The organism is Streptococcus vulneris (assembly GCF_019218685.1).
In the GTDB taxonomy this organism is placed as follows: Bacteria; Bacillota; Bacilli; order Lactobacillales; family Streptococcaceae; genus Streptococcus; species Streptococcus vulneris.
Map to the genome: position 1 here is coordinate 154,201 of NZ_JAHUZC010000002.1, position 24,549 is coordinate 178,749.

Annotated in this window: 31 protein-coding genes; 23 read left to right on the forward strand and 8 right to left on the reverse strand. The window is 40.3% G+C overall.

The genetic code is table 11. The features are described from left to right. Nucleotides 1-18 precede the first annotated feature (18 nt). From KUA57_RS02750 to KUA57_RS09565, 8 genes are all read right to left on the reverse strand, one after another. Nucleotides 19-1,050, reverse strand: coding sequence for a S66 family peptidase (locus tag KUA57_RS02750; protein WP_061864678.1), 1,032 nt, complete (start codon nucleotides 1,048-1,050; stop codon nucleotides 19-21). Nucleotides 1,051-1,200: 150 nt separating this feature from the next. Continuing rightward, nucleotides 1,201-1,464, reverse strand: coding sequence for a SemiSWEET family transporter (locus tag KUA57_RS02755; protein ID WP_000166114.1), 264 nt, complete (start codon nucleotides 1,462-1,464; stop codon nucleotides 1,201-1,203). 224 nt (nucleotides 1,465-1,688) lie between these two features. Beyond that, a complete protein-coding gene (locus KUA57_RS02760; protein ID WP_061864679.1) occupies nucleotides 1,689-2,366 on the reverse strand; it encodes a DUF1129 domain-containing protein in 678 nt (225 codons plus the stop codon). A gap of 11 nt (nucleotides 2,367-2,377) precedes the next feature. Beyond that, complete coding sequence (locus KUA57_RS02765; RefSeq protein WP_000815623.1) at nucleotides 2,378-3,322, reverse strand: magnesium transporter CorA family protein; 945 nt, start codon at nucleotides 3,320-3,322, stop codon at nucleotides 2,378-2,380. Nucleotides 3,323-3,482: 160 nt separating this feature from the next. Then, nucleotides 3,483-4,649, reverse strand: a complete 1,167-nt coding sequence (locus tag KUA57_RS02770; RefSeq protein ID WP_061864680.1) for a tyrosine-type recombinase/integrase — start codon at nucleotides 4,647-4,649, stop codon at nucleotides 3,483-3,485. 185 nt (nucleotides 4,650-4,834) lie between these two features. Further along, nucleotides 4,835-5,848 carry a virulence RhuM family protein gene (locus tag KUA57_RS02775; protein ID WP_001004339.1) on the reverse strand — a complete coding sequence of 338 codons (1,014 nt, stop codon included), beginning with the start codon at nucleotides 5,846-5,848 and terminating at the stop codon, nucleotides 4,835-4,837. Between the two features lie 393 nt (nucleotides 5,849-6,241). Continuing rightward, on the reverse strand, nucleotides 6,242-6,910 hold the full coding sequence (locus KUA57_RS02780; protein WP_061864681.1) for a zinc ribbon domain-containing protein: 669 nt from the start codon (nucleotides 6,908-6,910) through the stop codon (nucleotides 6,242-6,244). A 66-nt stretch (nucleotides 6,911-6,976) separates the two neighbouring features. Beyond that, nucleotides 6,977-7,534, reverse strand: a complete 558-nt coding sequence (locus KUA57_RS09565) for a helix-turn-helix domain-containing protein (RefSeq protein ID WP_228113243.1) — start codon at nucleotides 7,532-7,534, stop codon at nucleotides 6,977-6,979. A 207-nt stretch (nucleotides 7,535-7,741) separates the two neighbouring features. On the opposite strand from KUA57_RS09565, the gene KUA57_RS02790 reads away from it, so the two are divergent. From KUA57_RS02790 to KUA57_RS02900, 23 genes are all read left to right on the forward strand, one after another. After that, nucleotides 7,742-7,942, forward strand: a complete 201-nt coding sequence (locus tag KUA57_RS02790) for a helix-turn-helix transcriptional regulator (RefSeq protein WP_125446711.1) — start codon at nucleotides 7,742-7,744, stop codon at nucleotides 7,940-7,942. 14 nt (nucleotides 7,943-7,956) lie between these two features. Continuing rightward, complete coding sequence (locus KUA57_RS02795) at nucleotides 7,957-8,586, forward strand: Rha family transcriptional regulator (protein ID WP_125446713.1); 630 nt, start codon at nucleotides 7,957-7,959, stop codon at nucleotides 8,584-8,586. Between the two features lie 370 nt (nucleotides 8,587-8,956). Beyond that, entirely contained in the window at nucleotides 8,957-9,409 is a 453-nt protein-coding gene (locus tag KUA57_RS02800) for a hypothetical protein (protein ID WP_061864682.1), read from the forward strand. Further along, nucleotides 9,406-9,606, forward strand: a complete 201-nt coding sequence (locus KUA57_RS02805; protein ID WP_061864683.1) for a hypothetical protein — start codon at nucleotides 9,406-9,408, stop codon at nucleotides 9,604-9,606. The genes KUA57_RS02800 and KUA57_RS02805 overlap by 4 nt, the downstream gene beginning before the upstream one ends. Before the next feature lies 1 nt (nucleotide 9,607). Beyond that, a complete protein-coding gene (locus KUA57_RS02810; RefSeq protein ID WP_061864684.1) occupies nucleotides 9,608-9,823 on the forward strand; it encodes a hypothetical protein in 216 nt (71 codons plus the stop codon). Continuing rightward, nucleotides 9,820-10,113: a hypothetical protein gene (locus KUA57_RS02815; protein WP_061864685.1), complete on the forward strand. Its 294-nt coding sequence runs from the start codon at nucleotides 9,820-9,822 to the stop codon at nucleotides 10,111-10,113. The genes KUA57_RS02810 and KUA57_RS02815 overlap by 4 nt, the downstream gene beginning before the upstream one ends. After that, entirely contained in the window at nucleotides 10,094-10,435 is a 342-nt protein-coding gene (locus tag KUA57_RS02820) for a hypothetical protein (protein ID WP_000058833.1), read from the forward strand. Before KUA57_RS02815 ends, KUA57_RS02820 begins: the two co-directional genes overlap by 20 nt. Next, the gene (locus tag KUA57_RS02825; protein ID WP_061864686.1) at nucleotides 10,428-10,703 is read left to right on the forward strand and encodes a hypothetical protein; all 276 of its coding nucleotides are present in this window, start codon (nucleotides 10,428-10,430) and stop codon (nucleotides 10,701-10,703) included. The genes KUA57_RS02820 and KUA57_RS02825 overlap by 8 nt, the downstream gene beginning before the upstream one ends. Before the next feature lie 140 nt (nucleotides 10,704-10,843). Then, nucleotides 10,844-11,710 (forward strand): primase alpha helix C-terminal domain-containing protein, encoded by an 867-nt coding sequence (locus KUA57_RS02830; protein ID WP_125446715.1) that lies wholly within the window; start codon nucleotides 10,844-10,846, stop codon nucleotides 11,708-11,710. Nucleotides 11,711-11,789: 79 nt separating this feature from the next. After that, nucleotides 11,790-13,232: a DNA primase family protein gene (locus tag KUA57_RS02835; protein WP_125446717.1), complete on the forward strand. Its 1,443-nt coding sequence runs from the start codon at nucleotides 11,790-11,792 to the stop codon at nucleotides 13,230-13,232. A 282-nt stretch (nucleotides 13,233-13,514) separates the two neighbouring features. Beyond that, nucleotides 13,515-13,682 carry a hypothetical protein gene (locus tag KUA57_RS02840; protein ID WP_185756753.1) on the forward strand — a complete coding sequence of 56 codons (168 nt, stop codon included), beginning with the start codon at nucleotides 13,515-13,517 and terminating at the stop codon, nucleotides 13,680-13,682. 83 nt (nucleotides 13,683-13,765) lie between these two features. Continuing rightward, nucleotides 13,766-14,224, forward strand: coding sequence for a hypothetical protein (locus tag KUA57_RS02845; RefSeq protein WP_061864688.1), 459 nt, complete (start codon nucleotides 13,766-13,768; stop codon nucleotides 14,222-14,224). A gap of 82 nt (nucleotides 14,225-14,306) precedes the next feature. Further along, nucleotides 14,307-14,810 (forward strand): hypothetical protein, encoded by a 504-nt coding sequence (locus KUA57_RS02850; protein WP_125446719.1) that lies wholly within the window; start codon nucleotides 14,307-14,309, stop codon nucleotides 14,808-14,810. A 1,010-nt stretch (nucleotides 14,811-15,820) separates the two neighbouring features. Beyond that, nucleotides 15,821-16,213, forward strand: a complete 393-nt coding sequence (locus KUA57_RS02855) for a hypothetical protein (protein WP_061864690.1) — start codon at nucleotides 15,821-15,823, stop codon at nucleotides 16,211-16,213. A 38-nt stretch (nucleotides 16,214-16,251) separates the two neighbouring features. Then, complete coding sequence (locus KUA57_RS02860) at nucleotides 16,252-16,425, forward strand: hypothetical protein (protein WP_185756761.1); 174 nt, start codon at nucleotides 16,252-16,254, stop codon at nucleotides 16,423-16,425. A 470-nt stretch (nucleotides 16,426-16,895) separates the two neighbouring features. After that, nucleotides 16,896-19,727: an excinuclease ABC subunit UvrA gene (gene uvrA, locus KUA57_RS02865; RefSeq protein WP_218493597.1), complete on the forward strand. Its 2,832-nt coding sequence runs from the start codon at nucleotides 16,896-16,898 to the stop codon at nucleotides 19,725-19,727. Beyond that, a complete protein-coding gene (locus KUA57_RS02870) occupies nucleotides 19,720-20,781 on the forward strand; it encodes a M24 family metallopeptidase (RefSeq protein WP_033685586.1) in 1,062 nt (353 codons plus the stop codon). The genes uvrA and KUA57_RS02870 overlap by 8 nt, the downstream gene beginning before the upstream one ends. A 131-nt stretch (nucleotides 20,782-20,912) precedes the next feature. After that, nucleotides 20,913-21,311 (forward strand): transcriptional regulator Spx, encoded by a 399-nt coding sequence (gene spx / locus KUA57_RS02875; RefSeq protein WP_000591165.1) that lies wholly within the window; start codon nucleotides 20,913-20,915, stop codon nucleotides 21,309-21,311. Nucleotides 21,312-21,377: 66 nt separating this feature from the next. Beyond that, nucleotides 21,378-21,947, forward strand: a complete 570-nt coding sequence (locus tag KUA57_RS02880) for an SP0191 family lipoprotein (RefSeq protein ID WP_049487395.1) — start codon at nucleotides 21,378-21,380, stop codon at nucleotides 21,945-21,947. A gap of 86 nt (nucleotides 21,948-22,033) precedes the next feature. Beyond that, nucleotides 22,034-22,300: an IreB family regulatory phosphoprotein gene (locus KUA57_RS02885; protein ID WP_000507059.1), complete on the forward strand. Its 267-nt coding sequence runs from the start codon at nucleotides 22,034-22,036 to the stop codon at nucleotides 22,298-22,300. Nucleotides 22,301-22,303: 3 nt separating this feature from the next. After that, complete coding sequence (gene ruvX / locus KUA57_RS02890) at nucleotides 22,304-22,723, forward strand: Holliday junction resolvase RuvX (protein ID WP_004239076.1); 420 nt, start codon at nucleotides 22,304-22,306, stop codon at nucleotides 22,721-22,723. A 15-nt stretch (nucleotides 22,724-22,738) separates the two neighbouring features. Beyond that, nucleotides 22,739-23,044 carry a DUF1292 domain-containing protein gene (locus KUA57_RS02895; RefSeq protein ID WP_000017620.1) on the forward strand — a complete coding sequence of 102 codons (306 nt, stop codon included), beginning with the start codon at nucleotides 22,739-22,741 and terminating at the stop codon, nucleotides 23,042-23,044. A gap of 253 nt (nucleotides 23,045-23,297) precedes the next feature. Beyond that, nucleotides 23,298-24,548 (forward strand): folylpolyglutamate synthase/dihydrofolate synthase family protein, encoded by a 1,251-nt coding sequence (locus tag KUA57_RS02900; protein WP_218493598.1) that lies wholly within the window; start codon nucleotides 23,298-23,300, stop codon nucleotides 24,546-24,548. Nucleotide 24,549 lies beyond the last annotated feature (1 nt).

Here is a 24,549-nt window from a genome sequence, read left to right on the forward strand (position 1 = left end):
GAGAAACTTTTCCCAGCTTTATTTGTTATAGTCAAAGCAAATGACTTGCTCCTGTGCATCTACATGGGCATGGACTCCGAAGGGGACAATTGCTCTTGGAGTTGCGTGGCCGACATTTAGATTATAGATAATCGGGATATTGCTGTCAATGATATCCAATAGTGCCTCTTTATAGTCGTCATAGAAAGTTTCATCCATAGGTTTTCCGACCAAGAGTCCATTGATGACCTCGAATATGCCAGTGTCCTTTAAAGTCCGCAACATCTTTTTGAAGTCTTCTGGTTCAGGCTTTTCTTCGCTTGTCTCTAGCAAGAGGATCTTTCCTTCCCAGTCTGACAAGTCAGGGAAAAGTTTGTATTTTTGGCAGAGCTCCGTGCTATCTGCGTATCGAGAGTTGTCAAAGATATCGTAGAGGGATTCGAGGCAACCACCGAGGATTTCCCCCTCGAACTGGGCAGTTCCTTGTAACAACTCAAAACCAGTATTTACATGACTGACACGAGGTGTTCCCAGAGCCTTGGGACTAAAATCAGTTCGTTCCTCATACCAAACGTCACTAGGGCGGATTTCTGAGATTCTTCCAGTCTCAATCAATTCTTTAAAGTAGTGAAGGCTATAGGCTAACATTTCTTTGTCTAATTCACAAATGTCTGCTAAGAAGGATTGACCATAAAAAGTCTTGATTCCTAGTTTATGCAACATGAGATGGTTCATGGTTGTATCCGAGAAGCCAAGAAAAATTTTTTGTTTGATAACCTTTTGGAGTTGGTCATTTTCAAAAAGATAAGATAGCAAGCGATAGGTGTCGTCTCCACCAATGGCACATAGGATCATGTCGATGCTATCATCAGAAAAGGCATGAATCAAATCCTCTGCACGAGCTTCAGGATGGTTCTTGATAAAGTCTAATCCATTTAGCGAATGGGGCAAAAAGATAGGATTGAGTCCCAGGTCCTTGAGACGTTGGACACCCAAGTCTACTTCGTGTTTGACAAAGTCCTCTCCGATAATGCCACTAGATAAACTAACAATACCAATAGTAGAAATCATATTTTATCCCCCTAGAAATAGATTGAGCCTATTTTATCACAAAAGATTAGATAGAGCTATGTGAGATGTCAGAAGAATACTTTAAAATAAAAAAGTAAGTGAAAAAGCAACCGCACCTGCAGTTGCTTTTTATACATACTATTAGATTTGTTAGAGTGAAGTCAAAAAAGTGATTCCACCTAAAATAACACCGGCTGAATTTGGAATGATTAGTATCCAATCCTTCTTAGGTTCCTTTGTCCATCCATAAATAACCCAGATTAAGCAAGATATAGCAGCTGATAAAGGTTGAAATGGTTGAGCTTTATTTCCCTGTAAATTAGCGATAATTTGAGGTATGTAGGCAATAAATACTATAATTCCAATAAAGGCACCAATGGAGCCTACGATTCGATTAATTTTTTGTTTTGTCATATTTCCCTCCAATTATAGAGTATCAAAATGATTGTATATAGGCAAGGAATATGCTCATTTGTTGTTATTCTCTGTAAAAAATAGAATAAAATGTTTACATTTATGTTTTATAAAGTATAAATGTACTGAATTTTAGATAGAGTTAAATATTTTTTACATGATTGTTTAAAGATTAAAAAATCATGGTTCTTATGATGTTGAACCATGATATGTTTCCGTTCTTCTTAATAGCGTGTTGGTCCTGCACTTGCGCTGCGGATGTTCAAGCGTTTCTTGAGATAAAAGCGAAGGGCTAGGAGGGATGCTCCGATAATAGCTAGTGGTAATGGAGCAAGTACTGGGTTAAGGTTAGCTGGTAGGAAGCTTGTTGCAAAGAAGACAAGCAACCAAAGAAACATAGAAGCTAGGATAACCAGTACAGATTTCCAGAAAGGTGGGCGTTGACTGCGATCCATATCTGGTCCATAGTATTGGTAAACAAAGTAGTACATCAAGTAGAAGGCAAATCCACCAACCAGTCCAACTAATAGGAGAGTGACAAATCCATAGCCGAAAGCTTGATCTGCCGCAAAGAAGGTTGTGAGGGCGCTGACAAGGGCAAAGAGACTAGTGATGAAAAGAGCTGAGTCCATAATCATCAGTTTTGGATCATCATTTTCTTTTGGATGCTCTTTTTCATATTGTTCCTTGACAGTGAAGCTGTGCGCCCAGTGGGTCGGCGCGCCATAGAGGGAACGAGCAGTAGTACCCTTGGCTTGCTCTTCAAGGATTTTGGGAATAACTTCCTCAAAAATAGTTTTGATTTCAGCGTCTGATTTTCCATCTTTGATGAATTGTTGGGTAGCGATGTGGACAAACTCTTGGTTTTTCTTTGTTAATTTTTGTAGATCAATCTGAGACATAGGAACTCCTCTTAGAACCATTTTTTATGGATGAGATAGAGAGTGAGCGAGACACTCATAGCAAAGGCGATAAAGACGATTAACCAGAAGGCATTTGGCTCTCCGTTTAGGGGGATTTCATTATCCTTAAAGTTCATCCCGTAGGCAGAAAAGACCATGGTTGGGATGGACATGACGATGGTCACAAGGGCCAAGGTTTTCATGATGTTGTTCTGGTTGTTAGAAATGATAGAGGCGAAGGTCTCTGTCATAGAGTGCAAGACGTTTCCATAAATATCTGCCATCTCGATGGCCTGTTGGGTTTCAATCAGGGTATCTTCAAGCAGGTCTTCGTCCTCAAGGTATTTCTTGATATTGCTGGTTGAGCTGGTCAATTTCTTAATCACGCGCTCATTTGTTTTGAGGGAAGCCTTGAAATAGACGATAGTTTTTTCTAATTCCATGAGCTCAATCAATTCTTCATTACGAGTTGATTGATGCAGTTGACTTTCGATTTGTTCACTCTTACGGTCAATCGAACGAAGGGCCGTTAGGTAAAGCTCTGCATTGCGATAGAGAATCTGGAAGATAAAACGCGAACGCATGAACGTATAAAAATTACGTAATCGACGGTTGATAAAGACATCAAGGACAGGTAGTGGTTCCAAACACGTAGTGATAATGGTTTCCTCGGTGATGATAATACCAAGCGGGATGGTTACGTAGTAGGTGCGGTTATTTCTTTCCTCTGTGACCGGCACGTCTACGATAATCAGGGTATACTCGTCTTCAATGGTAATACGAGACATTTCTTCCGCATCGAGCGGTGCTCGAAGATCGGCAATATCGATATCGAAGGCGTTGGCGATTTCGAGTGATTCATTTTGAGTTGGATTGACGAGATTGATCCAAGTACCCGGTTCAAGCGTATCGATCTCTTTAAATTCAGTTGTTGTAGAGAGAAAAACTTGTTTCATATCCCTTATCCTTTCTCATTTTTCAGATTTTTTCACACCGTACTATTATACTACAAAATCGGCTTTTTTCAAATAAAATATTACAAAAACACCGTTGTTATTGGCTTTTTACTTTGTCTTGAAATGTTGATTTTTGAATTTGCTCCCCTTTTTGCTCCCCCTATAGTGCTTTTAGTGCAGTTTCGTAGAATGAGACTGCTTTTTTTGCGTTCTCTTTTGAGAGGTGGCTATATATATCCATGGTCATTGATAAAGTGGAATGACCTAGGCGGTACTGGAGTTCCTTGTATGGTATTCCAGAGTTAAGCAAGAGACTAGCGTGAGTGTGACGGAATCCGTGAAAGCCAATGTTAGGAACATCAGCACGCTTAAAATGTGTTTGCAATCTTCTTTTAAGTCTTGAACTGCTAGGATACTCATGAATGAAATCAGAAAATACTACACTTTCACGTTGCCCTATCTTCCAAGCCTCTTTAGTTTGGCGTAGTTTGTACTGCTTCAGCATGCTAACAGTCGCTTGATCTATATCTATATCCCGATAACTAGCCTTAGATTTTGGGCTATTGATTTCTAAATCCCGATTTAGTGTTTTGGTAACATGTACCACGGCATTATCTAAATCTATATCAGACCAGGAAAGAGCTAAAGCTTCATTGATACGGCAACCAGTAGCCAATAGGAACTTATAGAGCGTTGTCTCATAGTAGTAACGATATCTATCGCTATCTAAATTATCGAGATAACCAAGAAACTTTTTTAGTTCTTGATTTTCAAAGTGTTTTACCTTTTGGCGCTTTGCTTTCTGAGTGTTACGAGGTAAAACAACATCACGCGCAGGATTGGACGGTATAGCTTGCATGGTTACGCCATATTGTAAGATACGTTTGTTTAAAGCGTGTATCATATCATAGTGTAGAAAAGCGCCCTCTTCCTCTCTATTAGCCTTATCAGCAAGCTTATTGATAATTGACTGAATAAGTGGAGTAGTGAGCTTATCGAGCTTATACTCCCCGAAAGTAGGCAATATGTGATTATCTATTAGCGCTCTAACGTTTCCTTGAGTGTTTGGCTTAACTGTATTCTTATAGCTTTCCCACCAGAGGGTTGCCAATTCTTGATAGTTTTTTATGGTAACAGCCTTTTGTCTGGTAGATCCTGCTTTTTGAAAAGCTATTTTTTCTTTAGTGGCCTTTTGCTTTACCTCTTTATGTGTCCGACCTGTTACTTTGGTTTTTACTTTCTTTCCTGTTACCTGGTCAACTCCTAGATATACATTAGCACGATAGACTTTACTACCGTCTTTTTTTATAACTTCAGTTATTTTCATGATGATAAACCTTTCTAAAATACATCAGCAGGCAAGCCATTATCAAAAAGGTTTTATATCATGCTAGGGCTTCATAGATTGCCCCATATTCGATTTTAAAGAGTCAGGCGGTAAATAATACCAGAGTTGGAAGCAAGGCGGATATGGGGTTAATATGGGCTTGTTTATAGTAAACAGGCTTGTATTTAAAGTTTTTTATCGTCAGTTAGCTGTTTTAAAGTTTTTTCAAAGTCCGAGTTTATCTTTTGAGTTTTGTTGAATAGTTGGTATTCTGCTTTTGCTTTATCTTTCGCAACCTTGGAAGTGATTTTTCCATGACCTTCTAAAATATCGTATTCTTGGAAAGTCAAAAAGCGGTCAATACTTTGGGCTAGTTGTTGCATTGTCTGAGCTTTTCGCTGTTCTATCTGTCTTTCCAGGTAATCAAAATAGCTAGATATTCCTCTTTCAAGGGAACGGATTTCTGTTTCTGAAAGATAATTCTTTGCTATTTGAGTATCTGCTTGCAGTATGCGACCGTTAGGGGAGTTTTTCCATGTTGTAAGCCCCATGTTGTCTTTTGTATGGTCTGCTTTCGTGTAGATAATTTCCGCAGCAGTTTGGCCAGTGATTGCATAATGAAACTTATTCTGTACATCAGCATAGAATTGCTTAGTCAACGTACTTTGTGGGTCATAGTCGATAGAGATTTCAGCAAAAATATCTGTAATCTGCAACCATATACGACGCTCACTAGCTCGGATAGAACGCACGCGCTCCAAGAGCTCACGGAAATAGTCTTTTTCCAGCAAGTTTTCGCCTTGTTTCAGACGGTTGTCATCCATGGCGAACCCTTTTATCATGTACTCACGAAGTACCGAAGTAGCCCACTGTCTAAATCTCGTAGCTTTTTGGGAATTGACACGGTAACCAACTGAAATGATGGCATCAAGGTTGTAGTAGCTGACATCCTTAGTTTGGGTTTTATCAGCAATTGCACCGTGTTTTGTGGTTATTTCCATTTTGGAAACAACCACCTTTTCTTCTAATTCTCCCTCTTCAAAGATATTTTTTAAGTGCTTACTAATTGCAGGAACACCGACATCGAAAAGTCTAGCCATTTCTTTCTGACTAGCCCAAATCGTTTCGCCTTTGATGATGACACTAGCTGTCTCGCTATCGTTGTCAGCGGTATAGATTAAAAATTGTAATTCGTTCATGAGATCCTTTCTAAAACATTGTGAGTAGTTGACTTTTGTTGACATCAACAAAATTAGTAGATATGGGGCTTATATGGGCTTGAAGCTCGAACGAAGCTTGAGAATCCACGCGCTTCATGATTGTTGGACATTGTGGCGCGTGGGTATGGTGTAAGTCGCTTTTTAAATGCAAGAGTGGTATAATGATGTTGTAAATACCTAACCTTTCGCTTATTTTCAGTTAGGTACTATTAGACAAGTTGGCAGTAGCTAGCTTGTCTTTTTCTATTTGTCAATTTCGCTTATTTTTTAGCTTTAGTCTGTAAAATTGGCTTTCTATTCTTCAAATTCCCCTGTTTTTGCACAATAGACCATGAAAAAAGGGGGGTATTCGACGAGGTGGGGGAGTTTTGTTTATGAATTATGGGTAATAACATCTAGAGCTCCAATAATCTTTTGAGCATTTTCAATAGCTTCTTTGTATTCTTTAGATGTGTTTTTAACAGGTTTTTTAATTAAATCTATAAAAACAACTGGTTTAGTAAAATCGTTAGATGTTATTCGGATTGTCATATTCAAAATCTTGGTAGTTGCTTTTCTTTTAGCGACGATTCCGCCAGCTACGGCTCCTATTACACCAAATACCGCTCCAGCTACTAAAGCTTGTCCAACACCGCCGGAAACAACAGACTGATCGTTTATAACTAATTCGTAAGATACTAAATCATCGAAGGAGTACCAGTCGGTATCATTTTTATCTTTTTTAATTAAAGATGGAATCAAAGATAAACCGCCTGTCCCAAGCGCTAAGGTGGTTTTTCCAACAACTTTAGCAGTTCCGCCAATCAGACCTGATGAACCTTTTGCTTTTCTTGCTCCATGTATTCTATATGTACGATGATTTTTATCTATTTCAAGAGGTCCGACTTTATCAGTACGTTTACTTCTTACAGTAGAAGGTCTAGACGATGGAGTTGCTACTTTTTGGGGAGAAGTTGTAAGTGACACATTGATTGAGTATCCGCAATTCGGACAAAACTTGCAACCAACAACAGAATTTCCGCATTCAGGACAAAATTTCATAATTTTTTTACTCCTTTTTAATTCTCTCTATATATGCCTACGGCTTCGCCGATGGTTTAGAAGATATTAGTCATCGCTATATGATTTATCGAAAAAGATAGTATATCCGTTATTTTCTAAGAAATCAACAGCTTTAGTAAAGTCTTCATCTGCCACTTTTTCAAATAATTTCTTTTTATTTCCACTGTTTAAATCAGCAGTTAAAAGCATATTGTAAAAATTTTCAATTTCTTCATCGTTTAAAACGATTATATTTGTTTTTAAGAACTTAACAAAATTTCTAAATTTTTTGTTGTTTTGCTTTTCCTTCTTCAATTCAGCTTGATACATTAATTCAGCGAGTAAGTCACCTTCTTCTGTAAAAGCAAAATCCATTGCCTCTGTACCGGACATTTTAGAAATTTTTTGGCCTAATTCTTTTATTAAGCTAGAGTCATCCTCATACCCCAACAGATACCCAACGCTTACCTTGAAGTAGTCAGCTAGTTGCTGGGCTTTTTCTGGTTTAATTTGGCGTTCCTCGTTTTCCCACCGCAATACGGTAATTTTAGATACAGAAATTTCATCAGCTAATCCTTGTTGGGTTAGCCCTTTTTGTTTTCTCAGTTCTTTCAATCTATTCATAATTTATCACACCTTTCAAAGATGATTATATCTGATTTTTAGAAAAGTATCAAGAAATGATACAAAAAAATCTAAAAAACAGTTGACAATTAACCGAAACGGATATATAATAAAACACAAGTTATCCAAATCGGATACCACCCCCTCCAACCTTTCACACTTTCAATCTATTCATGGAGGGGGGATTTTTTAGAAAGGGGGAAAGCTATGAGCAAACTACGAGGCTATCGGGTTATGTTAGGACTAACTCAACAACAGATGGCGGACAAGCTAGATATTTCTTTGCAGTCATACAACAACAAAGAATTAGGTAAAACGCCATTCAATGACAAGGAACGCCTAGCGATTAAGTCAATGGTTGCAGAAATCAAATCAGATATAACCATAGATGAACTATTTTATAGCTAGAAAGGAGAAAACCAATGGAACTAGTCTACATGGACGGTAAGAAAGAGCCGTATACTACAAGCGAAATTATCGCTGAATGTGCTGAAGTCACTCATCACACAATACAAGAACTTTTAAGGAAGCATAAAGCTGATTTTGAAAGCTACGGAATTATCGCATTTGAAATGCGTAAATTAGACGGGCGAGGGAGACCAATGAAAATCTATCGCTTGAATGAGCAACAAGCGACCTTGCTGATCACTTATCTAAAGAATACTGCACCAGTTCGTAAATTCAAAATGAACCTGGTCAAAGCTTTCTTTGAAATGCGTGAGGAACTTTCTAAGTTTCGTATGCAGAGGGCGCTAGAAAAGCCAAAAAGAAAAACCTTGCATGACAGCATTGAGAACTGGGAACAAGCCCCAAAGCACGCGCATAGCACTATGAACAACCTGCTACTGAAAGCAGTAACCGATAGGAATGCTAAACAGTTAAGGGAAGAACGTGGGGGCTATAATGGCATCGATAGCTTGACCAGTGACGAGCTGGAGCAATATCAAGCCTTTGAGGATATGGTAATAGCCATGATTGGCTTGAATATGAGTTATCAGGAAATCAAGGCTATGGCATTCAGAAATAAAAAAACACGCCAAAGAAGCGCGTGAGAGCAACAAAAAAAGGCTTAGCAATAACCACACCGCAGAGCCTTTCACACTAACACTAAAACGAATTTAACAAAGCAGGCAAGCTATTATCAAAGAGGTTTTAGTAAAGATTTATACCTAGATTATAGCATATTTAGGGCAATTTGACCATACGGAGAGCGCCAACTCTTAAAACTGGTACTTTCTCACGCTTTCAATTTGGCGACTCTGAGCGTGAGGAACTTCATTACAAGAAAAACTGTATAAGAAACAACCATTAAAAATCCCCACACTCTCTATCGCCAAACTTTGAGTGTGAGGTATGTGACAGGAAAAAAAGCATTAAAAGCCCTCAGGGCAGTTACACAACATAGAAACAAAGGTAAAAAACATGACAGAAACAACATACGAGAATTTAACTAGACATATAGACAGAATTAGCGCAGAAATGCGAGAAATTGGCGAAAAAAATGGGCTTAGTAGACTTTCGTTATTGGCAAATCAGACAAAATTCATCAAAGAAAATTTACACCGTTTACTTTGGATTGAACTTCCTGAATTGAATGACAGCTATAAAATCGAGGCAGTTTCTAAAAGCACTACGGGAGTCTTTTTCTCCCCTGGTATTTTTGAAATGGACGCTATGCGACAAGCCTTCTTTAAACGCCAAGCCAAGCACTTTTTTGAGAACGAAGCAGAGCAACAGGCGTATATAGAGCATGCTGAAAAGGAGTATTTAGAGGCTACTGTAACCTTAAAAGATATTCTTTTTAACTCTAAAAATGGAACTCAGAGAGTAAATAAAAGTTGTCTTATAGAGAAGTTTGAGGAGGCGATGCAATGACACTAGACCTAGACAACATGACACAAGCAGAATTTGATAAACAAATGGCTGAAATCAAGGAGAGAAATCCGAACCTCTTCCAGTTTATTGCTGATTTTGTAGATAGAAAGGTAAGCACCGAAGAGGTGGACGAGTTCCTGAAGATGGAGCGAACTGATCAAGTGGACTATATCAAGAATTACAAAGCGAGGGCATGACATGAATGAATTAGATTTGACCAATACACAAGCGGTTGTCTTTATGATGGTATTGATTGGCTTACTGCTTTATCTAAACCACCGAGACCGCAAAAAAAGCGTCAAAATAGAGCGAGAAAACCAACAGACGATAGAAACACCTAGCGAGGATTTAAACCCTGAATATGGGCGATATATCCAGCTTGCAGGGGTAAGAGTTTACGGAGGGATGAAATGAGTTACATAGTGAAGATATACCTTGATAGTGAAAAAATACCAGATGAACCTTATTTTACTAAAGAGATTTTTCTAGCTACGTGTATGGACAATGCAACAAAGTTAGCTGTAACTATGAGCTTGTTGACAAAACAAGCGTTTGATTTAGAGACTAAGACAGCTATTTTGAAAACTTTGGATACAATCATAGAAACTCAAAAAGCTATTTTGCAAGGGGTAGTGAGCGGACAAATAACCGTTGTGAATAAAAGCAAAGGAGAGGAGGAACTGAATGAGTCTATCAGAGAATGACAAACGAGTATTAAGACTAATCAAGGTAGGGGCTGAGAACTCCATAACAGGGGCAGAAATCAGCCTGATCACTAAGCTAGCAGAAAGAACCGTGCAAGATATTATCAGCCGTCTAATCACGCGCCATAGCGTTCCTATTGTTGGGGTTCGCCATGGGACATTTAGAGGATATTTTATCCCTGCTAACAAAGAGGAGCTACTGGACGGAGCAAAAACATTTTACAATCAGATACGAGAAGAAGAAAAGCGCCTAGCGGTGTTGATGAACAGCGACCTAGAAAGCTATAAAGAAACCTTGAAGGAGGTGGGCGGATATGTTTAGCCTAAGCCGAGAAAGTGAGCAAGACCTAGCGCATGGCATTCTGGAGATAGTGGAAAGATACCTGAAAGCGCGTGATACAGTCAAACCACGACTGACAGGTTTAATCTCAGCCCAGGAAGTCATGGGCGAGTTAGATATAAAATATCTGACACTCCAAAAATGGGAAAAAGCAGGGTTGAGGCGATACCATCCACCGCTTGAAGATACAAGAAAGGTTTATTATAAAATAACTGACATCTGGAAGTTTCTGGGGGTAGAAAATGGGTAGATATAACACACACCCAGCACAGGGCGGAGGACATTATCATGACATTAAATTGTATAAGCACCGTGGCAGATCTTTGGAACAGTTCCAAGAACAAAAGCTACTGAAGAAGTTAAAAAAGAAACGCAAAAAGGGGCGATAGTATGACAATTTATGAGGCTAAAGGCTTTCAGAGTAATCTTGTCTATCCATTTGATAAAATTGAGCCGTTCCAGTACATTGAACGCTTTAAGCCTTTGGTAGTCCCTGAAGGGGCAAACATTGAAGAATTTAAACGTACACAAGCGCCTTACTGTATCAGTGGGAAAGTGACGCCAGAAAAGCATGGCAGTTACAAGCGAAACAACTCCAGTCTAATCTATCGGGATTTGATTTTCCTTGATTATGACGATATACAGGGGACGTCTGAGGGCTTTATAAAGGCCGTTTCTAGCGCTTTATTTGGCTACTCCTATATCTTATACCCGACTATTAAACATAGCTTAGAAAAGCCCCGTTTTCGCCTTGTAGTGAAGCCTGACAACGTGATGAATGAGGCCACCTATAAGCAGGTAGTGAAAGAGATTGCTGATAAGATTGGGCTACCCTTTGACATGGCCAGTTTAACATGGTCACAACTCCAAGGGCTACCAGTAACAACAGGCAACCCAGCAAATTATCAAAAAATTGTAGAGCATGGACTTGATTATCCAGTACCACAGACAACGGTTGAACCAGTCAAACAGAATGCTACAAGTCTTCCATACACTCCAAGGCCAAGCGGTCAGAAATCTATGACCATGAGGATCATTGACACGCTTTTCAACGGATTTGGAGACGAGGGAGGGCGAAACGTAGCGCTGACACGCTTTGTAGGTTTACTCTTTAATAAGTGGGTTGATTGTGACCTAGAGACCGCCTATGAACTTACTAAGATAGCCAATAGCGTGACAGTTGAACCATTGCCTATTGAGGAGCTAGACCGCACTTTTAGCAGTATAGCACGGGCTGAATATAGAAAGAGAGGTTAGAACCATAGAACTAGAAGAATTAGCAAACCTAAAAAGTGAAATCTTGGAGGTCAGAGAGCAAGAACAACCTCCTAGAACGATGAAGGAGCTTGAAAATCGTATCTTTAAAGCTGGAGAAGAATGGCGGGCAGAACATACCGAAACTAAGGTAAATGAGACCACAGGGGACGTTACCGAAAAGGTGGCCATGCCCCAGACATTCACAGTAGCAAAAATACTGAGCGAGATTGTCACATTTACTTTTATCAGCAAGAGCAATATACCTGATTATAGCTTGCTCTATATCTATGATTTAGACGAGGGTATCTATACCGCTAGTAATGATCTATTCAATCTTTTGTGTAAGACCTTTGACGTTAGAATTAAACCCAGAGAGTGGCCTCAGATTAAGTTAATGGTTAGAACATTGGCAAAGATACGAAAACCTTTAGAAAGTTCCAACCTCATTCCAGTACAGAATGGCATTATCAACTTAGAAACTAAGGAGCTACTCCCCTTTAGTCCTAAGTATGTAATTACAAGTAAGATAAGCACGGCCTACCACGCGCCTAAACGAGTCCCAACAGATAGAGAGGGCAAAACTTTTGATGATTGGCTAAACTCAATTGCTTGTAATGACAGTGAACTGGTAACACTGTTTTGGCAGATTATCCTTGAAGCTATTAACCCTAACCATACCCGAAATAAGTTTGCCATCTTCTACGGGGACGGTAACAATGGTAAAGGGACATTTCAGCGCTTCCTTATCAATCTAATAGGGGAAAGCAATATATCAGCCTTAAAACCTGCACAGTTTGCTGAAAAGCATAACTTAGAAACCCTGGTAGGTAAAGTTTGTAATATCGGAGATGAAGCCCCAAACGAATACTTAAAAAATCCGTCGGATCTAATGAGTATCACTAGTGGCGACACTGTTCTAGTCAATCCCAAAGGACGCCCAGCCTTTGAAGCTACTTTCAAGTTATTCAATATCTTTTCAGGCAACTATATCCCCAATGGCGGCAACAAGACAAAAGGCTGGTATCGTAGAATTATGATCGTCCCTTTTAATGCTGACTTTAACGGGGAGAAGGAAAAACCTTGGATAAAAAATGAATTTTTGGCCAACGATGAAGTATTAGAATACGCACTTTACAAAGCTATCAATCAAGAGCCATTTACTCACTTTATCGAACCTCAAACAGTCAAAGACCTGTTAGAAGAATACCAAGAGGATAATGACTACTTGCTTTCATGGGTTAAGCATGAATACATGGAAAGAGGTTGGCATGAGCTGGACGTAGTACCTGTTTTTATAATGACCAGATCGCTGAAACATTATGCTGAAGATATGGGAATACCCAAGCCCAATGTTTACGGGGCAGGAAAAGATACTATCAGACACCTACAGCAGTTAACACCTAATAAGTATCAACTCAAAAAGGCTCGTGTTAGAATTGAAGATTTTGACAAACTAGATCCGTTGGAGTTTGAGAGACAAAAACTGGGTCGAGTAAATCATGCTATAACTAAAAAAGAATAATGTTGACCTTCTCATAATGCTCTAAACCGTTGATATGACTGGGTTTTTACGGAATTTGTTGACCTTCTTGTTGACCTTGTTACCTTCTTTTTAAAAACAAGAATGTAAATGAAATAGATATATTTTATATATAAGAGCTACGACTTCAAAAGAAGGTCAACATGGTCAACAAGTGACCTAAACCCTTGGGAGAGTAAGGTGGAAGGCGTAACCTAGAAGGTCAACAAAACACCAAAGAAGGTCAACAAAAACTACTTAAACACCAATCAAAGGAGAAAATACATGAAAGCCAAGCTATTTGAATATACTAGACGATGGGAAAAAGAAGACTTTGAGAAAGAGATCAATGACTTCATGGCAACTGTTGAAGTGCTGGGCGTTAAATTTTCTGGTACACCATCTAGTGAATCCTTTAATTCGGTGGCTATCGTATTGGTATTATACAGATAACAAAATGGGGTAGATAGTACCGACCCCCTTGCAATGATGTAACTACTAGTGAAACCCTTAAAAACAGAAAGAGGAAAAACAACATGACAGAACAAACATACTTTGAACAGGCAGATCAGGAACTGGAGGAACTCAATCGCAAACGTGATGATTTTATGGCGGATGCAACACCAGTATGTCTTGAAGATACGCCTAAACTGATTGAACTAGGTGAGAAGCTCCGGACGGAAGACACTAGCATAAATGCCTATGAGTTATACAGACACCCTGAAGCGCGTGCAAAGTTATTCGCCCAAATCGCGGAAGCCTGCTTCTTGTTGATTGCAGATAGTTCACCAGTACCAGTGCAGCCGACACAAGCACAGCGGATACATTTTTGCGAGTACTTGGAAGGACAATTCCAGAATATCATTAAGAAGTTGATTGCAGGAACTGACAAGCAAGTTCTAGAGTCTTTACTTGAAGCTTTGCAACTACCCAAAGAAAAACAAGCTCAATTTGTCCGTGATGTGGTAGTAAGTGGCTTACTCAGTGAAGAATAGTATCAAAGGGGCATTGCCTCTTTTTGTGGTTTCACTACTACTGAACCCAATAGTTTTGGGTTTTTCCATATAGGGGGAAATAATGAAGCGGTTAGCAATAGAAACAATCACTAAACCAATGAAGATGAGAGGAATATCTAAGGGTATAGCTGAGTTGGACGGTCAACGTTTAGAGATTGATTTGGATAATTTAATGATTGATTTTGGTGGAGAGTCATTTGAATTAGACAGAATAGCAGGAACTAAGGGAGGTAATCGATATTTCTTTCTTTGCCCTGATTGTGGGAGACGGTGCAGGTTGCTTTATAAACGGTATTTGTATTTTAGTTGCGGTACTTGTCTAGATATCCACAAGCATACCCTGAACCGTAGTAAAACGGATTGCCAATACTACTGGGAGCTTGCACTAAAAGAAGGCAGAAAGGTAGAACCAGGGTGGAGTCCTAGACGTGGTGGATATATGTTTGATGGTTTCCCTGAAAGACCAAGGTATATGAAACGTGACAGGTATCGTAAGCACTATAAGAAGTTTTTGAAGTATACTAAAAAAGGAGATAGATTTTGGCTGAATGGTTTGAGATTGTAGGACGATATGAAGTAGTGTGCAATTTACAAAACGAACAAATACTACATATTAGACGGTTTAAATGTTAAAAAAAGCTAGATATATCAAGGGTTTAAGTAAGCAGAGCGTTCCAAAAAAAGGGTGCGATAAATGGAGCGCGTGTTTTGATAAAAAAATTATTCGTTTAGGAAAAGGAAACAGGAAATACTTAGGTTTTGATTAGGTAGTGGCAGTAAATATGCCTGACAAATGGCAGGGTTATGTGTGTTGAACTCCGAGCGAACGCCGAGAAAAGTGGATATATCCCCCTATCATTTATCAAACAATTAATAGCAATAATAACCCCTCTTAACTCCCTGAGAAATGACAAGCAGATAAGCGAAGTTTTTAGCCCTCTTATTTCGGATCTACTCCTTGCAGAACGACAAGCAGATAAGGACGACAATAAGCCTTCTTAATTGCTTACAAAACGATAGGGAGTTAAGATAAATTTAAAAGCTCCTTATTTTCGTTTTTCTCCTTGTCAAACGGTAAGGGAATAGGACAGGAAATAACATCGCTTATTTTGATTTTGCTCCCTGAAAAACTGTAAGGAGATAAGGAGACTTATTAGCTTCCTTAATTTGGATTTTCTCCTTACAAAATGACAAGGAAATAAGAACTAAAATAACTCCCCTTATTTTCCTACCAAATGACAGGGAGATAAGAGCGGTTTAAAAGTCTGTTATTTTGGATTTGTTGCTTACCAAATGATAAGCAGATAAGCAAAGAAATAACTTGCCTTAATTGCTTGCAGAATGACAAGGAAATAAGAGAGATAAAAACATCCCTTAATTGCTTATCAAACCATAAGGAGATACGGGGGCTATCTCCCTCCCCACGCGCCTCTATGAGCTTCACCCGTCATTGTACATTTTTTCTCACGGGAAAGCATTTGAAGCTAGAGCGAACATAGAGAAATAGCAAAAAAAGCCAAGGCGCTCCGCCTCAGCTATAATCTCAATAATATTATATCATGAAGGAGCAAACTAATGGAGCTGGATAAGTTTAAAACGATGATGAACGTAAGAGAGCGGATGACTTACTTTCTGAGATTCCAGAGGATGGCAGGGAGTGAAAACCAAGTTAGGATAGATGAAGAGGCTTGGGAACTTGTCTTACCTGATCAGTGGAATTTGAGCGGTGAGCATGAAAAAGCAATTCGTGAGGGGTTGGAGATATTCGCCCACGACATCAATAAGATAGAGAACAAGCGAGCCAGAAAATACTTTATTATCCATTATTGCTACATGAGGAAGAAAACAATGAGTGAATGCGTAGAGATGGCAGGTACTAGCTCCACTAGCTACCACCGATATAAACAGATAGCCGTCTTAAACTTTGCGAGAATCCACCAGAACGGAGAGCTAGAAGCATATAAGTAGGCGTTTGTGGTGTTTTGTTGAGAAATGTTGAGATTTAAGTGAGGGGGGATGACATAATTGAAGATTTTTTGATTGATCTGGAGAATATCCAATTAGAGGATGTGGAGATAGATTTAAACATGGATATAGACATCGATTTAAACATAGATTTTGAAATAGATGTTGACCTTGATGGTTTAGATTTAACCTTACTACAAGAGTTAGAAGCATAAATGTTGGCAAATGTAGGCGTAGGCTTCATATTCACCCCCTATTTCGCTTGGTTTCGTACTGGACAACTAAAACACCATGGATAAACTAGAAGCCCTCAGAAACGAATCTGGGGGCTTTTGTGAGGTCATAATCTTATAAACCACGCGCTTCATGGTATAATATACCTATCAGCAACCAGCAATAAAAAAAGCACGTTTGACCGTGCTAGTTTCTTGCCTGCTGAACTCGTTAAATCTTAGCCCTTTTGTGGGGCTTTTTTGCTCCCCTTTTTGCGTACTTTGGGGGAGCAAGTAGTAAAAAGTAATATTAGTGATTTTTGTTAAAAAAGCGCGTGATATAAGGGTTAGGAAGCCCTAAGGAAACCTAAAATAAGAAGTTTTTTATTATACTACAAAATCAGCCTTTTGGGTAATAGAATCTCACTTTTTTTGGTATAATGGTAAGCAATAATGGACTAGAAAGAACAAAAATGCAAGATAAAATTGTCATTCATGGGGCGCGTGCCCATAATTTAAAAAATATTGATGTGGAGATTCCACGAGACAAGCTGGTTGTCGTGACTGGTTTGTCAGGTTCAGGGAAATCCAGTCTGGCCTTTGATACCCTCTATGCGGAGGGACAACGTCGCTATGTGGAGAGTTTGTCAGCCTACGCTCGTCAATTCTTGGGGAATATGGAGAAGCCTGATGTAGATGCTATTGATGGTCTCAGCCCAGCTATTTCCATCGACCAGAAAACGACTAGTAAAAATCCTCGCTCGACGGTGGGAACAACGACTGAAATCAATGACTATCTGCGTCTCCTCTACGCACGTGTGGGGACGCCTTACTGTATTAACGGGCATGGAGCTATCAAGGCTTCTTCTGTGGAGCAAATCGTGGATAAGGTTTTAGAATTGCCTGAACGCCAGCGCTTGCAGATCTTGGCCCCTGTCATCCGCAAGAAAAAAGGCCAACATAAGAGTGTTATTGAGAAGGTTCAGAAAGATGGGTATGTTCGTGTCCGTGTGGATGGTGAAGTCTATGATGTAACCGAAGTGCCAGAGTTGTCTAAGAGTAAGCAACACAATATCGATGTCGTGGCTGACCGTATTGTCATCAAGGAGGGCATTCGTAGTCGTCTCTTTGATTCCATTGAGGCTGCCCTTCGTATTGCAGAAGGTTATGTCATTATCGACACTATGGACGACTCTGAGTTGTTGTTTTCTGAGCATTATGCCTGTCCAGTTTGTGGCTTTACTGTTCCAGAGTTAGAGCCTCGTCTCTTCTCTTTCAATGCTCCTTTTGGCTCTTGTAGTGAGTGTGACGGTTTGGGCATCAAGCTGGAGGTGGATACTGATTTGGTAGTACCAGATGCCAGCAAAACCTTACGTGAGGGAGCCTTGGCTCCGTGGAATCCTATCTCATCCAACTACTATCCAAACATGCTAGAGCAGGCTATGACAGCCTTTGGAGTGGATATGGATAAGCCTTTTGAGGACTTGTCAGAAGAAGATAAGAACTTGATTCTCTACGGCTCAGATGGTAAGGAATTCCATTTCCACTATGAGAATGAATTTGGTGGTGTGCGCGATATCGACATTCCTTTTGAGGGAGTTGTCAATAATATCAAGCGTCGCTACCATGAAACCAATAGTGACTACACGCGCACCCAAATGCGCCTCTACATGAATGAGCTGACTTGCGGAACCTGTCACGGCTATCGTCTCAATGACCAGGCCTTGTCTGTCCGTGTGGGTGGCGAGAACGGGCTACATATCGGAGAAATTTCAGACCTGTCTATCGCAGATCACTTGGAATTAGTCAGTCAGTTGACTCTTTCTGAAAATGAAGCCATCATTGCTCGGCCCATTCTCAAGGAAATCAAGGACCGTTTGACTTTCCTTAATAACGTGGGTCTTAACTATCTGACCCTGTCACGTTCGGCAGGAACTCTTTCAGGTGGGGAAAGTCAGCGTATTCGCTTGGCGACCCAGATTGGTTCTAACCTATCAGGTGTTCTTTATATTCTAGACGAGCCGTCAATCGGTCTTCACCAGAGGGATAATGACCGTCTGATTGCCAGTCTCAAAAAGATGCGTGACTTGGGCAATACTCTTATCGTGGTGGAACATGACGAAGATACCATGCGTGAGGCTGATTATCTGATTGACGTTGGTCCTGGTGCGGGTGTTTTTGGTGGGGAGATTGTTGCGGCAGGTACGCCCAAACAGGTAGCTCGTAACAGTAAGTCTATCACAGGCCAGTACTTGTCAGGCAAACGTGCCATTCCAGTACCAGAAGAACGCCGTGTTGGTAATGGTCGTTTTATCGAGGTGACGGGAGCGCGTGAGAACAACCTGCAAAATGTCACAGCTCGCTTCCCACTAGGAAAATTCATCGCAGTGACAGGGGTGTCGGGCTCAGGGAAATCGACCCTAATCAATAGCATTCTCAAAAAAGCTATTGCCCAGAAGCTCAACCGCAATTCAGACAAACCTGGTAAGTTTAAAACGATTACAGGGATTGAGCATGTAGACCGCTTGATTGATATTGATCAGAGCCCCATCGGACGAACGCCGAGGTCCAACCCAGCTACCTATACAGGAGTTTTTGACGATATACGTGACCTTTTTGCCCAGACAAATGAGGCTAAGATTCGTGGTTACAAAAAGGGACGTTTCAGTTTCAATGTTAAGGGAGGTCGCTGTGAAGCCTGCTCAGGTGACGGGATCATCAAGATTGAGATGCACTTCTTGCCAGATGTTTATGTGGCTTGTGAGGTCTGCCACGGAACCCGCTACAACAGTGAAACCCTAGAAGTTCACTACAAGGAAAAAAATATTTCACAGGTCTTGGACATGACGGTCAACGATGCGGTGGAATTCTTCCAACATATTCCGAAAATTCAACGTAAACTTCAGACTATCAAGGATGTGGGACTTGGTTATGTGACATTGGGGCAACCTGCTACCACCCTTTCTGGGGGAGAAGCCCAGCGTATGAAGCTGGCTAGTGAACTTCACAAACGATCGACAGGAAAATCTTTCTACATTCTGGATGAGCCGACGACAGGTCTTCATACCGAGGATATCGCTCGCTTGCTCAAGGTTTTAGCTCGCTTTGTTGACGATGGCAATACAGTTCTTGTCATTGAGCACAATCTGGATGTTATAAAGACAGCAGACCATATTATTGATTTGGGACCTGAGGGCGGTGTCGGTGGTGGAACCATCATCGCAACAGGAACTCCAGAAGAAGTAGCGGGCAACGAAGCCAGCTACACAGGACATTATTTGAAAGGAAAGTTACATCATGAATAAACGTGTACAAGCATTTCTCGCTAAAATGCAAGAAAAAGAACTAGATGGCATCATTATCAACAACCTTAAAAACGTCTACTACTTGACTGGTTTTTGGGGTTCAAATGGAACAGTCTTTATCAGCCGTGACCGTCAGGTCTTGGTGACAGATTCTCGCTATATCATTGCAGCTAAGCAAGAAACCAGTGGCTTTGAGATTGTAGCTGACCGTGATGAATTGGCTGTCATTGCAGGAATTGTCAAGGACATGGGCTTGTCCCGTATCGGTTTTGAAGATGAGATTTCGGTCTCTTATTATCACCGTATGCAAATGGCATTTGAAGGTTTGGAACTAGTTCCACAGACACAGTTTGTTGAAGGTCTTCGAATGATTAAGGATGAGGCAGAGATTGCAGCGATTCGCAAGGCTTGTTCTATTTCAGACCAAGCTTTCCGTGATGCGCTTGACTTTATCAAACCAGGAAAAACTGAAATTGAAATTGCCAACTTCCTTGACTTCCGCATGCGTGAGTTGGGAGCATCTGGTTTGTCTTTTGACACTATTTTAGCAAGTGGTATCAACTCTTCTAAGCCCCATGCCCATCCAATGCACAAACCAGTGGAGCTGGGAGAAGCCATTACCATGGACTTCGGATGTCTTTACGAGCACTATGTCAGCGATATGACACGTACTATCTATCTGGGGCATGTCAGCGATGAGCAGGCGGAGATTTACAATACGGTTTTGAAAGCCAACCAAGCCTTGATTGACCAGGCTAAGGCAGGATTAGGTTTCCGAGACTTTGACAAAATTCCTCGTGATATTATCATCGAGGCAGGCTATGGCGACTACTTTACTCACGGTATTGGACACGGTATTGGACTGGATATCCATGAGGAACCATACTTTAGCCAGACTTCTACAGAAACTATTAAGGCGGGTATGGCCTTGACCGATGAACCAGGTATCTATATCGAAGGCAAATATGGCGTTCGTATCGAGGATGATATCCTGATTACAGAGACAGGTTGTGAATTGTTGACCCTTGCTCCAAAAGAGTTGATAGTCATTTAGTTATTTGTCAAGAAAAAAGTACGAAAATGACGAAAAAAGTCAAAAAAATTTAAAAATAGGTCGCAAGTCGGATGTTTTTTATGGTATAATAGACTAAACTGATAGTAACATGTAGCGAAAGGGGTAGGTACATGATTAAAATTTATACAGTCTCAAGTTGTACTAGCTGTAAAAAAGCAAAAACCTGGCTCAATGCCCACCAGTTAAGTTATAAAGAACAAAACCTTGGTAAAGAAGGAATTACGAGAGAAGAATTACTGGATATTCTAACCAAAACAGATAACGGAATAGCCAGCATCGTTTCATCTAAAAATCGCTATGCCAAAGCCCTTGGAGTGGATATTGAAGATTTGAGTGTCAATGAAGTTCTCAATCTGATTATGGAAACACCAAGAATTTTAAAGAGCCCAATCCTTGTAGATGAAAAACGCCTGCAAGTTGGCTATAAGGAAGACGATATTCGTGCCTTCCTACCACGCTCTGTCCGTAATGTAGAAAATGCAGAAGCACGTTTGCGTGCAGCTCTATAAACATCAAGGCTGGGAGTGCTTCCTAGCCTTGTTTGCTCTTTTAATTCAAAAATGATGTGAGGAATTATGAAAAAAATACTGATTACAAGTTTTGCACTACTTTTCTTGCTTGCTGGATGTGGGCAAAAAAAAGCGACAACTGCGTCCTCTAGCAGTAAATCTGAAACGTTACAGTCAACTTTACCTGTCCTAGAGAATGCTGAGAAGAATACAGTAGTTACAAAAACATTTATGCTACCGAAGTCAACAGACGGCAGTCAGCAGATTCAAACAGTCACATATAAAGGAAAACAATTTTTAAGTTTGACTATTATTCAAAAAAGACCAGTTACCGATGAATTGAAGACTTTTGTAACTGAGCATGGTGTAGAGGCTACCCAAAAAGCACTCATTGAAGCTGAAGGTAAAGATGCCTCAATTCAGGAAGCGCGCAAGTTGCCAGGTTTTACACTTGAGACGAAGCTACTAAGTGAAACAGAAATTCAAACAACAACTACTTATGATTTTCAGGTTTTAGATATCAAAAAAGCTTCACAGGTTGAATATTTAAAGAATATTGGCTTGGAAAATCTTTTGAAAAATGAACCGAGTCAATATGTAGCAGACAGATTGGCAAATGGTGCGACAGAACAGTAGAAAATCCAAATAAATAGACTGCCTGAATTGTAGAACGTAAGGAATTATGCTATAATGGTACTATTCTAAGGAAAGAGGGTGTTAGAATGGGATTTACTGAAGAAACAGTACGTTTTAAATTGGACGATTCCAATAAAAAAGAAATTAGCGAAACTCTGACTGATGTTTATGCTTCGTTGAACGATAAGGGCTACAACCCAATCAACCAAATCGTAGGTTACGTATTGAGTGGAGACCCTGCCTACGTTCCTCGTTATAATAATGCACGAAATCAAATCCGTAAGTATGAGCGTGATGAAATCGTTGAGGAATTAGTCCGCTACTACCTTAAAGGACAAGGAGTCGATCTATAACCTATGAGAATTATGGGATTGGACGTCGGTTCAAAAACGGTAGGGGTGGCGATTAGCGATCCGCTTGGTTTTACAGCTCAAGGACTTGAAATCATCCAAATCAATGAGGAGCAAGGTCAATTTGGTTTTGACCGCGTTAAGGAGTTGGTTGATACTTACAAGGTGGAACGATTTGTAGTGGGCTTGCCTAAAAACATGAACAATACAAGCGGACCGCGCGTGGAAGCTAGTCAAGCCTACGGAGCAAAGCTGGAAGAGCTTTTTGGTTTACCAGTAGACTATCAAGATGAACGCTTGACAACAGTTGCCGCAGAGCGTATGTTGATTGAACAAGCAGATATTAGCCGTAACAAGCGCAAGAAAGTCATTGATAAATTAGCAGCTCAGCTGATTTTACAAAATTATTTAGATAGAAAATTTTAATACAAAGGAGAGGCTATGTCACACGATCATAACCACGACCACGAAGAACGTGAACTAATCACACTAGTAGATGAGCAAGGAAATGAAACCTTGTTTGAAATCCTTTTGACCATTGACGGAAAAGAAGAATTTGGTAAAAACTATGTTCTTCTAGTACCAGTTAATGCAGAAGAAGACGAAGACGGACAAGTTGAAATCCAAGCTTACTCATTCATCGAAAACGAAGATGGAACAGAAGGCGAATTGCAACCAATCCCAGAAGACTCAGAAGACGAATGGAACATGATTGAAGAAGTCTTCAATAGTTTTATGGAGGAGTAAAAACGTCCGGGGGACGTTTTTAGCCTGACGCTAAAAATAAAAACCGTCAGTAAGTCCGGGGGACGTTTTTAGCCCTGCGCTAGAAATTAGAAACGCAGGCACATTCAGTGGACGTTTTACCCCAGATTAACATTCATAGGAGCTAGTTATTAGCTAACCAGGTAAGAGGTCGGGACGAAAATCCTGACCTCATTTTTTGTTATCTATGGAATTTTGCTAGGTAATTGATTGAACTTTTGTCAAGGAGATGTGTATGTTTGAAGTAGAAGAATGGCTTCATAGTCGGATTGGTTTGAATTTTCGATCAGGCTTGAGCCGAATGCAGCAAGCGGTGGATTTGTTGGGGAATCCCGAGAAGTCTTATCCTATTATCCACGTAACAGGAACTAATGGAAAAGGTTCTACCATTGCTTTCATGAGGGAATTATTTATGGGGCATGGCAAAAAAGTTGCGACCTTTACCTCCCCTCATATCGTCTCTATCAATGACCGAATTTGCATTAATGAACAACCTATAGCAGACGCAGACTTTATCCGTTTAGCTGAGCAGGTCAAGGAGATGGAAAAGACGCTTTTGCAAACTCATGACCAGTTGTCCTTTTTTGAATTGCTGACCTTGATTGCTTTCCTCTATTTTAGAGAGCAAGAGGTGGATTTGGTTTTACTAGAAGTGGGAATTGGTGGCTTACTTGACACGACCAATGTGGTAACTGGAGAGATTGCTGTCATCACCTCCATTGGGCTTGACCATCAGGATACTTTGGGCGATAGTCTAGAAGCAATCGCAGAGCAAAAAGCTGGTATTTTCAAGGCTGGTAAGAAGGCAGTGATTGCGAAATTGCCTTCAGAAGCTAGGCTTGTATGTCAGAAAAAAGCCGAATCTTTAGCTGTTGACCTTTATCAGGCAGACCAAGATTTTTCAATGCTGAATGGTGATTTTTCAAGCTCTTTGGCTAATCTTTCACAGTTGAAAATAGGCTTGGAAGGAGCTTATCAGCAGGAAAATGCGGCCTTGGCGCTACAAACTTTTCTTCTCTTTATGAGGGAAGAAAAGGAAGATGTTGATGAGCAGGCTATAAGACAGGCCTTGGAACAGACCCATTGGGCTGGACGTTTGGAACGTATTCGTCCTCAGATATACTTGGACGGTGCCCATAACCTCCCTGCTTTGACTCGCTTGGTTGAATTTACTAAAGAAAAAGAGCAGGAAGGATATCGTCCTCAAATCCTATTTGGAGCCTTGAAAAGGAAGGATTATCAAGGGATGTTGGCTTATCTGACTGAAAAATTGCCTCAGGTGGAACTCAAGGTGACCGGCTTTGACTATCAAGGTTCTTTGGATGAAACAGATGTAACAGGTTACGATGTAATTCCTTCTTATCGCGAATTTATCAGCAGTTTCGAAGAAAGAGCAGACACTCAAGACTTGTTATTCATTACAGGGTCTCTCTATTTTATCTCAGAAGTACGGGGCTACTTGCTGGCCCATGAGCAGATAAATTGAC